7 protein-coding genes are annotated in these 12294 nt (G+C 64.3%); 2 read left to right on the top strand and 5 right to left on the bottom strand.

Going from position 1 to position 12294, the window contains the following annotated elements:
• A partial coding sequence (locus SR3_RS29085; protein ID WP_407668224.1) for a glucuronate isomerase occupies positions 1–217 on the top strand: 217 nt, incomplete at its 5' end.
• Entirely contained in the window at positions 214–1572 is a 1359-nt protein-coding gene (locus tag SR3_RS29080; RefSeq protein WP_068094537.1) for a mannitol dehydrogenase family protein, read from the top strand. The genes SR3_RS29085 and SR3_RS29080, both read left to right, overlap by 4 nt.
• Positions 1573–1617: 45 nt before the next feature.
• Here SR3_RS29080 and SR3_RS29075 read toward each other — a convergent pair whose 3' ends face one another.
• From SR3_RS29075 to SR3_RS29055, 5 genes are all read right to left on the bottom strand, one after another.
• Entirely contained in the window at positions 1618–3225 is a 1608-nt protein-coding gene (locus SR3_RS29075) for a sulfatase-like hydrolase/transferase (protein ID WP_245654151.1), read from the bottom strand.
• A 37-nt stretch (positions 3226–3262) separates the two neighbouring features.
• Entirely contained in the window at positions 3263–5803 is a 2541-nt protein-coding gene (locus SR3_RS29070) for a beta-glucosidase family protein (RefSeq protein WP_218018907.1), read from the bottom strand.
• Positions 5804–5909: 106 nt separating this feature from the next.
• The gene (locus SR3_RS29065; RefSeq protein ID WP_068094531.1) at positions 5910–8249 is read right to left on the bottom strand and encodes a TonB-dependent receptor; all 2340 of its coding nucleotides are present in this window, start codon (positions 8247–8249) and stop codon (positions 5910–5912) included.
• Positions 8250–8623: 374 nt separating this feature from the next.
• The gene (locus tag SR3_RS29060; RefSeq protein WP_169805741.1) at positions 8624–9634 is read right to left on the bottom strand and encodes a LacI family DNA-binding transcriptional regulator; all 1011 of its coding nucleotides are present in this window, start codon (positions 9632–9634) and stop codon (positions 8624–8626) included.
• Between the two features lie 157 nt (positions 9635–9791).
• Positions 9792–12185 carry a TonB-dependent receptor gene (locus SR3_RS29055; RefSeq protein ID WP_068094526.1) on the bottom strand — a complete coding sequence of 798 codons (2394 nt, stop codon included), beginning with the start codon at positions 12183–12185 and terminating at the stop codon, positions 9792–9794.
• Positions 12186–12294: the final 109 nt, after the last annotated feature.

The following is a 12294-nucleotide window of genomic DNA, read 5'->3' as shown; positions in this document are numbered from 1 at the left end:
TTCCACCACCGAGACGGCGGGCTTCTACAACACTGTGGGTTTCAACGATGACACGCGGGCGTTCCTTTCGATCCCGGCGCGGCACGATGTGGCGCGGCGCATCGATTGCGGCTTCCTCGCGCAGCTGGTCGCCGAGCATCGCGTCGCCGATTGGGAGGCGGCGGAGTTGGCGCAGGAACTGGCCTATGGGTTGGTCAAGAAGGCTTATAAGCTGTGAGGCGCCTGTCTGCAGCCACGCTGGGCCCTGCGGCCCTGCCCAGCTACGACCGGAACGCCAAGGCCATCGGCATCCTCCACTTCGGGCTGGGCGCCTTCACCCGCGCGCATCAGGCCTGGTACACCGACCGGGCGATGGAGACAGCCGGGGGCGACTGGATGATCGCCGGCGTTTCGCTGCGCAGCACCTCGGTGGGGGCGCAGCTCAATCCGCAAAACGGCCTCTACACGCTGGCCGAGCAAGCCTCTGAAGGCATGTCCCTGCGCATCATCGGCAGCATTGCGCAGGTCATCCTCGCACCCGAGGAGCCGGACAGGATCGCCGCCCTGCTGGCTGCGCCGACGACGCATGTGGTCACCTTCACCATCACGGAAAAAGGCTATTGCCGCGACAGTCAGGGCGGCCTCGACCGCGCTATAGCCGATGACAGCAGCATCTATCGCTATCTGGGCCAAGGGCTGGCGCTGCGCCGCGAGGCCGGAGCGACCGGTCTGACCCTGCTGTCCTGTGACAATCTGGCGGACAATGGCCGTCAGCTGGAACGCTTGCTGCTGGCCTATCTGAACGCCCGCGACCCCGCGCTGGCGGCATGGACGCAAGCCCATTGCACCTTCCCCAACAGCATGGTCGACCGCATCGTGCCCGCCACGACGCAAGAGGGCCGCCAAAGCGTCGAGAACGAACTGGGGCTGCGCGATGAAGGCGCCGTGCTGACCGAGCCCTTCAGCCAATGGGTAATCGAGGACCGTTTCGCCGGGCCGCGCCCCGCCTGGGAGCAGGTGGGCGTGCAGATCGTCGCCGATGTCACGCCGTTTGAAACCGCCAAACTGCGCATGCTGAACGGCGCGCATTCGGCGCTGGCCTATTGCGGCCTGCAGGCGGGCCACACCTTCGTGCATGAGGCCATGGGCGATCCTGCCCTGCGCGTGCTGGTCGAACAACTGATGCGTCAGGAAGCCGCCCCCACCATCGAGGCGGCGGCGGGGCAGGATCTCGATGCCTATGCCGATGCCCTTGTCCAGCGCTTCGACAATCCCACGCTCAATCATCGCCTGATGCAGATCGCCATGGATGGCAGCCAGAAGATCCCCCAGCGCTGGCTGGCCACGCTGGAGGCGGCCGGGCAGCAGGGCCGCCCCTGCCCGGCGCTGTTGACCGCTCTGGCCGCGTGGCTCCGGCATGTGCAGGGCGAGGCCCGACTGGTCGAGGATCCTCGCGCGCCAGAGCTGGCAGACGCATGGCGCACCCATGGCCGCGAGGGCATCGCGCGGGCCATGTTTGGCGAAAACGGGTTGATGGGCTCCGTCTGGCAGCCTTCGGACGCGGCGCTTGAAAGCCTGACCGCGCGTCTCTGAAGCAGGCCCGGGCGGCGATCCGGATCGGATCGCCGCCCAAAGCCCTTACTGGTCGAGGACTGCCTGAGCCTTGGCCTGCGCGTCGTCGAAATGCGACATCAGATCGAATTCGGGCACGTCGCGGCCATCGCGTTCTTTCGGCGGCACGCCGGTGGTGCTGATATAGTGGTTCATCAGTCGGGTCATCATGGCCTGCTGCACGCCAGCATGGCTGCGGCTGTCGATCAGATTGCTGGTTTCCATCGGATCCTTCTTGCGGTCGTAAAGCTCCGACTGCCCGCCCGGGCGACCGATGAACTTGAACGCCGGGGTGGTGATGGCGGCGGCCCTTGTCACGGTTTCGGGCTTCTCATTCTGCAGATCATGCTTGGCCGAATACAGCGAGGGCGGCCCTTTGAGCGGCGGCTCGAAGGCCTGCGGCTCGAACACGTCATAGCCTGCCTCGGTAAAGGCCGCCCGCTTCGGATCACCGCCCGCGCCCTTGAGCTGCGGCAGCAGGCTGCGGGCGAAGAAGACGTGATGGTCACGGACCTCGGCAAGGTCGAGGAAGGTTGCCATGATGTCGTAAAGCTCGACCATCTCGTTGACGACATGCCCTTGCGCGCCGCCGGGCATTCGCGCCACCAGCGGAACATGCGTCAGGCAGGATTCCAGCGCTCCCGGCCATTTCTCGATCAGCCCGTAATCCCCGGCGTAATCGCCGTGATCGGAGCTGGCGACCAGCACGGTATCATCGGCATGCCCCGTGCGTTCCATCGCATCCATCAACTCGCCCAGCATCCAGTCCGCATAGCTGACCTGACCGTAATAGGTGGCGCGGACCCGGCGCAGATCGGCATCGCTGGCCTGATCCAGATGGTAGGCCTTGCGCAATTCCGCCTGATAGGATGGCCGGCGCGGCAGACCGGGCGGCACCAGCGCGGGCAGATCCGCCGGATTGTAGAGCCTGTCGAAGCCCTGCGGCGCCGAATAGGGCGGATGCGGCTGCGTCAGGGGGAGGAAGATGCAGAAGGGCTTGTCCTTTTCGCGGCGCTCCAGAATGCGGATCGCCTGTTGCAGGAAGAGATAATCGCTCGTCTGCCGCCGGTCGAAGCTGCGCTCGACCAGCATGGTGAGCGGGGCCTTGGGATCGAAGGCCAGACCGTTGCGCATGGCCGCAACCCCGCCACCGGGTGTATCGCGCCATTCGGTCAGGCTGAGCGGGAAACTTTCCGGAGCAAGGGCATCGTTTTTGCCAAACCAGTAAGTGTCATAGCCGCTGTTCTTGAGATAGCGCATCATGTTGGGCTCATCGCGGCGCAGAAAGTAATAGAGGCTGCGATGGCCGGTGTTCGAAACCGGCAGACCCGTGAGCAGGCTGGCGCGCGAGGCGCCGCAGACCGGGTATTGCACATGGCATTCGGCAAAACGGGTGCCCTGGCTGGCGAGCCGGTCGAAGTTGGGCGTCTTGCAGACCGGATTGCCATAGGTGCCCAAAGCGTCGGCCCGGCATTCGTCGATGAAAAACAGGATGAGGTTGGGACGGCGTGGCGCGCCGGATGCCCCCGGCATCGCCGTTTGCGCCCGCGCAAGGGCAGGCAGAGCAGAGGCAATAACGCCGCCGCCCAGCCCACCGAAAAAGGTTCTTCTATCAAGGCCCTGACGAAGACTCATGGGTTCGATCCTCTCCAAAAAAATCGCCTTGAACGGATCAGCGGTCGAAATGCCCCGCCTCGGCGAGATCCCCGGCGGCGCTGGAGTTGCCGACCAGAACCGCATAGCGCCCCGAAGGCATGACCCAGCGCTTCTGCGCCTCGCTCCAGACGCCAAGGGGATGGTTGCTCGCCTTGGGATCGATGGTGATCGAAACCTGCGCCGAAGCGCCGGGCGCGACCGCCACCTTCCCGAAACCGACAAGCCGCCTTGGCGGCTGCTTCGCGCCCAGCGCGCTCGCGCTTGTCGGCAGCGCCAGATAGGCCTGCACCACATCCGACCCGGCACGCGCACCGGTGTTGGTCACCGTGACCGACACGCGATAGGCCCCGCTTTTCGCATCGCGCGACAGCGTGGGGGCAGAGCGCTTGAACTGCGTGTAGGACAGGCCGTGGCCGAAGGGGAACGCCACGCAAGGATTGCGGCCCGCAACCGCCGCGCATTGCCCGTCCGCATTGGCATCGTACCAGCGGTAGCCGATGTTCAGCTGCTCGCTGTAGGTGACGGTCTGCAGACCGCCCTCGGCATGCACGCCCGGAAACTGGGGGGCGCCGATCGCATCCAGAAAGCCATGGCCCGCAACCGGGAAGGTCACCGGCAGCCGGCCCGAGGGATCGACCCGACCCAGCAGCAGATCGGCCACGATGTCACCATCGGCCTCACCCGGGAACCAGGCCTCGAGGATGGAAGGGCCCTGCGCGCCCAGCAGAGCCGGGTCCATCGCCGCGCTGGCATTGTCCTTCAGCACCAGCACCGTCTTTTGCGCCATCGTTGCGGCGGTGGTGGAGCGCGCCGCCAGAATGGCCTTGAGCATCGCCACGGTCTGGCTCGATCTGGCGGTGTTGCCCGCCGGATCGGTGGTGGCGATGGTGTTGGGCTTGGCGGCATACCAGTCGAGCGACAGCCCCGCGCCCGCGCCGGAGGCCAGCACATTCCCGTCCTTGGCGGTGAAAGTGGCGCGGTCTGCGCCTTCCTCGGCATTGGTGCCCGCCATCACGATCACGCTGTCGGCGGCAGCGATCTGGGCAAGCGCCTCACTGAAGGAGGCAGGCTGGCCATCCACCGTGGCCGAGGCATTCGCATCGTCGACCAGCACCATCCGGATCACCGTATCGCCCCGGCCCATGGCCCGCAGCCCCGCCCGCAGGCCATCGATGGGGCTCACCGTCTCATGGGGCACCACATCGGAGCTGCCCCCGCCCGCCCCCATCGGCTTACCCAGGATCGAGCCCCCCGAAATGGCCTGCTGCGCATAGGGCTGCGAGGCCTTGCCCACCAGCGTGATGGTCCGCGCCGTCTGCGGCAGGGGCAAGGCGCCATTGTTCTGCAACAGCACCGCGGCGCGCGTTCCGATGGCGCGCGCGGCCTTTGCGCCCGCCGCGAAATCGAGCGGGGTCTGCTGCAGCTTGCGATCGAAGATCCCCGCCTTGAACATCTGTGTGTAGCGCCGCTCAAGCGCGGTATCGACCTGCGCGATGGTCAGCTCATTGGCCTTGAGCGCCGCCTCGATCTTGGCGGGCGTCCAGTAGAGCGGGGTGGGCATCTCGTGATCGGTGCCCGCCGAGAGCGCGAGGGCGGTGTCCTTCATCGCGAAGAAATCGGTCTGGACATAGCCGGTGAAGGCCCAGTCGTCGCGCAGCACGCCAGTCAGCATCGGCTTGTTCGAACAGGCGGGCAGACCGTTGAGATAGTTGTAGGAACACATGATCGCGCCGACCTTGCCGTCCTTCACGCTCATCTCGAAGGGGATGAGATACAGCTCGCGCAGCACCTGCGGGTCGACCGTCTCGCGGATGGTCATCCGGTTGGTTTCCTGCTCATTGGCCACGAAATGCTTGGCCATGGCGATGATGCCGTGGGACTGGACCGATTTCGTCTCGGCCACGGCCATGGTGCCCGCCAGAAACGGATCTTCGCCGAAATATTCGAAATTCCGCCCCAGAATGGGCAGGCGGGCCAGATTCATCCCCGGCGCCTCGAAGACATGCAGCGCCAGATTGTTCATCTCCCTGCCGATCACTGCGCCAAAATCAGCCGCGACGCGCGGATCGAAGGAGGCCGCCACCGCCATGCCGGAGGGCAATGCCGTGGCCTGCGCCGAGCTGGGGTGCGAATAGGGCTGGAAGAACAACCCGCCATCCTTGGGCCGCTGGCTCTGCACGCTGAGGGCGACACAATCGTTCTGCCCCACGCCGACCGGACCATTGGTGATGCGGAACGTGGGGATGGCCAGCGCGGCGATCCCGTCGACATGGCGCGCGCCATAGCAATTCGGCAATTCGGGCAGCACGGAAGGCTGGCTGCCGGTCAGTTGCTGCAGCTTCTGCGCCTGTGTCATGGCGGCGATCAACTGGCGGGCTCGCTCCCGCGCGACGGCTTCCCGCGCCGCGTCGGACGTGGCCGCCTTCTGCCGCGAAATGATGTCCGGCGCCATCCAGCCAAGGGCTGACCGGGCTTGCGCCACACCCCCGCAGACCATCATGGAGGCAATGGGCGTGGAAGCCATCAGCGTGGCCAGAAAAGCGTTTCGCATCCTCATGTGATTTCTCCGCTTGCCCGGGCTTCGGTCAGGGGAGCCGAACCCAGAGCTAAAAAGTCCCGGCATCGGCGCCTGTCATGGACAGGGCCGATGCCAGGCAGGGTGGTCAGAACTTATAGCCCAGCTTGATGCCCGCATAGCGCTGGGAATCACGGCTGAGGAACTGGTTGATCACATGCGCCGGATTGGTCGCCGTGCCGCCCATCGAGCTGAAAGAATCCGAGAGATTGGAGGCAAAATGGGTGTTGAAGAGGTTGTTGGCGAACAGGCTCAGCGTGATGTTGCCTGTCTCCAGCCCCACGCTGCCATTGAGGACACCATAGGCGCCCTGCACCGTCAACGGATTGCCCAGCAGGTCGAAATTGACCGAGCTCTGATGCTGATAGTTGAGCGTGAAGGTGCCCTTCGCGCCCGACTGTCCCAAGGGCACCTCGCCGGTGGCGCCGATGTTGAACTTGAAGCGGGGCGAATTGGGCAGTCGCCCGCCCGAACGGTCCTGGAAGGAACACAGACCCGATGCCGCCGCCGTGGTGCAGGAGGCACTGGAGGCCAGCTGGCCGCTGTAGGCCTGAGCGCCCATGAAAGAGCGGATGCCCGCTTCGGTATAGGCGGCAGAGGCATCGAAACGGAGCCAATTGGTCGGCTTGGCCGAAAACTCGCCTTCGATGCCCTTGGTGCGGACTCGGCCGACATTGTTGAGCACCAACTGGATCGCATTGTTGACCACAACCGCCGATTGCCCCTGGAAGTTGTTGTAATCCGTCCAGAAGCCGGTGACGTTGAGCTGCACGCGATTGTCGAGGAAGCGACTCTTGATGCCCAGCTCATAGGCGGTCGAATGCTCGGCCTTCACCGGGCCGGTCGTGCCGTTGGCCCGCGCGGGCGTAAAGCCCGAGGAGACGTCATAGGCCCAGCCCTTATAGCCCGTCGCCACGCTGGCATAAGCCATCACGCCACGATGCAGCTGCTGCGAGATCGACCCCTTCCAGGTCACGACATCGTCATTATGCGTGCCCCGGCACGCCGCTGTGCCGGCAACGCAGGTGGCGGGCGTCGCATTGCTCAGCGTGTTGGTGTAGGCGGCCGAAATATGCTCGTGGTTGAAGCGCAGCCCGCCGGTGAACGTCGTGCCGGTGGGGACGGCATATTCCAGCTGGGCGAAGGCTGCCGCGCTCTGGCTGCCCGCCTGTCCGTCCCAGGCGGACAGCAGGGCGACAGGGCCGCGCTGGAAACTGCGGTCGGTGTTGCTGTCGGCATAGAACGCGCCCAGCAGATATTTCAGACGGCCCCTCCCCTGTGAGGCAAGGCGCAACTCCTGCGTAAAGGAGGTCGAGTGATAGGGGCCGCTCTGAACGATGCCACCATGGACCGCGCCATTGGTCAGCACGGCATTGACGTCAGCCGCCGTTCCGTCGACATCGGCCCGGAAATTGTAGCGCCAGTCCTGAAAGCTGGTGACAGAGATCAGGCTGGCAGAACCCAGATCCAGCACGCCGCGCCCGGAGATCGTGCTGGTCTTGCTGATCGTGCTGCCCGGCGTATCGACGCGGGTTGCATAATTGCCCGCGCCTGGCGTGATGCCACCCAATTGGCCTGACAGAGGCACGCCGGCCACGTTCTGGATGATAGGGGTGCTGCCGGGCGTGATGCTGCGGATCGTGAGGCCCGTCCCCGCCTGGCGCAGGAGCGCATAGCTGCCATTGATCGTATAGCTGAAGCCATCGCTGGGCTGGAACTTGACCTTGACGCGCCCGCCATAGGATTCCTCGTCATTCAGCAGGCTGCCATCGGTCAGGTTGCGCATGTTACCGGCATAGGAATGGTAAAAGCCACTGACACGGTAGCCCACGCTGTCACCAACCGGCCCGGAAAGCCCCGCCTCCACACGGTAATCGCTGTCGGTGGCGGCGGTGACGCTGGCCCGGCCCGTGAAATGGTCAGTCGGATCCTGAGTGACGATGTTGACCACGCCCGCGCTGGCGGCCTTGCCGAACAGCGTGCCTTGCGGCCCCTTGAGCACCTCGATGCGCGCCAGATCGCTCAGATTGCTGAAGGCCTGCGCCTGTTGCACCACCGGCATGTCATCGACGATCACCGCGACGCTGGGCTCGACGCTGATGGAAAAGGCATAGGTGCCGATGCCGCGCAGGTTGATCGAGGAGCTGGTGGCGTTTGTCTGCTGCGTGATCGTCAGCGAGGCGGCCGCGCGGGTCAGGTCCGTGAAAGCGCCAATGCGCTGTTTGGCAAGGGCATCCGCAGTCAGGGCGGTCACCGAAACCGGGACGCTCTGCATGTTCTGGTCACGTTTCTGAGCCGTAACGATGATCTCTTCGAGACCTTGCGCCTGCTCCCCCGTGGCGGCGGGCGCCGCCGTTTGCGCCAGTGCCGGTTGAGACGCAACGGCACCGGCCGTCACGACAGCCATGAACATCGACTTGCCACGCATGGAATGTCCTCCTCCCAATTTTTTGATTTCCAAAATTTCTATACTGGTAAGTCCAGTATGTCAAATCAGGACGGTCCAATTTTACGGAGGCGTGAGATTTTCAGAGCGGGGCATCGCGAGTACAGGCTATTTATCTGAAAAACGGCCTTTCCTCCTTGATGGAAGCCAGGCTGAAGGCGGATGCGAAGGGCCAGAAAGCATGCGCTGCAGCGCTGCCATGCCGCTTTTATTTATCTTACCAATTTAATCGACGCAAGATCGCTGGCCGACCGAATCCATCGGCGGAAAAACCGGACCTGCGCGAGGCGAGACCTTGTCGAGGCTCCGGGCAATCGGAAACGCGCGGTGCAGCCAAACATCAGCGATGCGGCAAGCTAGAAGCGATAGGGGTCCAGGCAATGCTGGCGATCACCGCTGGTCGACCCGCGAATGCGCAATTCATAAGCGAAAGGCGCAGTCGGCAAACGACCATGGACGGCGGCATCGACAGCGGCCTGAGCGATATCCTGAACCGGCTGATAGACAGTGGTCAAAGCCGGAAAAACCATGCGCGACACGGGAGAGTCATCGAACCCCGCAACGGCCAGATCGTCCGGCACGCGGTAGCCCAGCTTGTGGGCCTGAGCCAGTACGCCCGCCGCCATCTCGTCACCCGTGGCAAAGATCGCCGTGGGCCGGTCGGGCAGCGCCAGCATGGCCGTGGCGCCGTTCACCCCTGAAGCAAAAGAGAAATCGCCGCGCAGCATCAGGTCGGGGTCGATTGGCAGGCCAGCTTCCTCCATGGCCTTGCGATAACCACTGACCCGCATTTCCGAAGCACGCACCGGCAGCGGCGGACCGATCAGGCCAATTCTTCTGTGGCCCAGCGCGATCAGATGGCGCATCAACTCGACCGTGATCGGCTCCTCATCGACATGGATCGGCAGGCCATGGCCCTCGATCACCGTGGCGATGCGCACCACCGCAATGCCGTCTGCCTCGAAATGGGCGACCAGCCGGGGATCGTTGCTGAAAGGGGGCGTCAGCATCACGCAGTCCGGCCGCGCCGAGAAATCCACCTTGCCCGACAGCGACAGATGATTCTCGTCGTGATCCAGCACTTCGGTCATCAGGTGATAACCGGCCTGACGGGTGGCCGTGGCCAGGGCAATCATCATGCGCGCGATATAGCTGATGCCCAGGCGCGGCACGATCAGGCCGATGATGAAGCTGCGCTGCCCCGCCAGTTGGCGGGCCGCCAGCGTGGGCTTGTAGCCCAGATCGCGAATGGCCTGCTCCACCCGCTCCCGCAGTTCAGGGCCGACCGACTTTTCACCATTGACGACCCGCGAGACGGTCTTGAACGACACGCCCGCCGCATCGGCCACATCCTTGATCGTTGCCACCTGCATCCCATCCGTTTTTACCGGGAAGAACCATTGCCCGCCGCGCCGCGCATGGCAAGGGCCCTGCGCCTTGTCACGCCCGGAACCGGCACGTGTCGCTCAAGCAAAAGCCGGGGCAGGTCGCCCCGCTCCGGCTTCGCCCCCATGGCTGCCTGGCTCAGTACTTATAGCCGATCGTCGCGCCGACATAACGGAAGGCGCCCTTGGGCAGGAACGCCGTGCGGTTGGTGGGGGTCAGCACCTGCGTGGTCAGCAGCGAGTTGGCGCCCATCGTGGTGTAATAGCGCTGATCCGTCAGGTTCTTGACGAAGACCGAGAAGGAGAGACCACGCTCGGGCGAGCGCAGGCCCACGGTCAGATCGGCGGTGGCATAGCCGTTCTGGGTCTGCAGCGGATCCTGTTCCAGCGCGAAATTGACCTCGCCCTGATAGGCGATCGCCAGATCGGCATAGCCGATGAACTTGCCCACTTCCTGCTCGACGCGCGGGTTCAAGGTAAAGCGGAAGGCCGGCGTGTTGGGCAGGATGCCGCCACGGATGTTCTGGTTCGCACCCGACACGACACCCGTCGCCCCCGTCGCCTTGAAGCAGACGTTGGCCGGAGCCGTTGCTCCATAGGCCACGGTGATCGCCGAAGCCTGATTTTGCAGCGGGCAGGCGATGCCATCGGCGTCGAAGCGCGCATAGGTGTAGCTGGCCGAGGCATTGAGCGAGAAATGCTCGTCAGGACGGACAGTGGCCTCGATCTCCACGCCCTTGGTGGTGGATTTGCCCGCATTGGTGGTCACGAAGTTGAAGGTGTTGGTCGAGGGGTCAGAGCGATTGGCCTGCACCTGCAAATTCTTGTAATCGGCAAGGAAAGCGGCCACCGCGATGGTCAGCTTGCGGTCGAACATGCTGCCCTTGAAGCCCACCTCATAGGCGTTGACCGTTTCAGGCAGCACCAGCGCATTGTTGTTGAAGGTCTGCGTGTATTCCGTGCCCAGACCCTGCCCCTTATAGCCGCGCGTGTAAGTGGCATAGCTCTGGAAATTGCGGCTGAACTCATACTGCAGCCCCGCCTTGCCGGTCACCACCGAATCCGAGGCGGCGGTGCGGCCATTGGTCAGCGTCGCGCCGCTGAAGGCATTGTTGTCTCCGGCAAAGGGCGCCGTGGTGCCTTGGGCGCCCCAGACCGAGATGGTCTCATGCTGCACGCGCACCCCGCCAAGCGCCTTGAGTCCGCCGACCAGCGCATAATCGATCTGGCCAAAACCGGCTATATGGGTCTGGCGCAAGTGCGCGTTGCTGCTGCCCGATGTGCCCTGCTGATAGGCGGCAGGACAGGCCGCGCCGATCGCCAGCCCCAGCGCGGCGGGCGGCGAGCAGGTGACCACGCGGCGCACAAAGCCACGGTCCAGCGTCAGATCCGAGAAATAGCCGCCGACGGTGTAGTTGAGGCGGCGCTTGCCCGAGGAGGACAGGCGCAATTCCTCGGAAAACTGGCCGAGGCGGATCGGGCCGCCGTTGACGTCGAACTGCGCGGGGTTGCTGCCGCCGCCGGTGTAGACCGGCACGGTGGTGTTGATCCCGTCAACGTCATTGTTGTTGTTGAAACGATACGACTGCCACGCCGTCAGCGAGGTGAGCGAGGCGCCACCGAAATCATAGCGGCTTTCCAGCGAATAGGTCTGCTGCGATGTGGTGCTGACAGTGTCCAGATTGGCCGCCACCTGCGTGTTGTCGGGCCCGGGCACCACGGGCGACATCAACTTGTTCAGATTGGCATTGTCCGAGCGGATCAGCACAGAGGTGCAGCAACGCGAATTGTTCTTGTTGTAATCGGCGCTAAGCAGGAAGTTCAGCCGGTCCAGATCCAGCTCCACCTTGCCGCGCACGCCATAGGATTCATAGCCATTGGTCTTGCGCTGCAGCGTGGTGTTCCAGATGTAGCCGTCATCCTTGTTGTAATAGCCCGACACGCGCACGCGCAACACATCGGACAGTGGGCCGGAGATCGTGCCGTTGACGTGATACTCGCCCTTCTCCGCCACCGTTGCGTTGATTTTTCCGGTCAGTTCCTTGGAGGGGCGCGCCGTGACGATGCTGATCACGCCCGCCGTGGCATTCTTGCCGAATAACGTGCCCTGCGGCCCGCGCAGCACCTCGATCCGCTCGATGTCGGCCAGATCGGAAAAGCCCTGAGCCTGACGCGCCAGCACCACGCCGTCCAGCACCACCGAAACCGAGCTTTCCGTGCCCTGCCCGAACTGCGAGGTGCCGATGCCGCGAATACGGAACGAGGAGTTGGAGGGGTTGGCGCCCTGCTGATAGCTCAGCGTGGGGGAGAGCTGGGTCAGGCCCTTGGTGTCGGTGATGCCGCGTGTGGCCAGCGCCTCGGAGCCGACAGCGGTGACCGCCAGTGGCACATCCTGCAGGCGTTCGGCGCGCTTTTGCGCGGTAACGACGATTTCGCCAGGGGCCGGGCCTGCATCGGGGGCAGCCGTGTCCTGAGCAAAGGCGGTCTGGGCCAGAGCGCTGGTGCAAAGCAGCAATGCCGCAAAACGGATCATGTGTATCTCCCTGTTTTATCGCCGCGCAGTCGCGCGCGGTCGTTGTTTGTTTTCGACAGCGTTGTCCCTGAGCAGCGCGCGAGCCCCTCGCCCCGCTGCTTCAGATTTT

Source organism: Novosphingobium rosa NBRC 15208, assembly GCF_001598555.1.
GTDB lineage: Bacteria > Pseudomonadota > Alphaproteobacteria > Sphingomonadales > Sphingomonadaceae > Novosphingobium > Novosphingobium rosa.
Note: the sequence above shows the minus strand (reverse complement) of the source record. Positions and strands in the feature narration are given on the sequence as shown.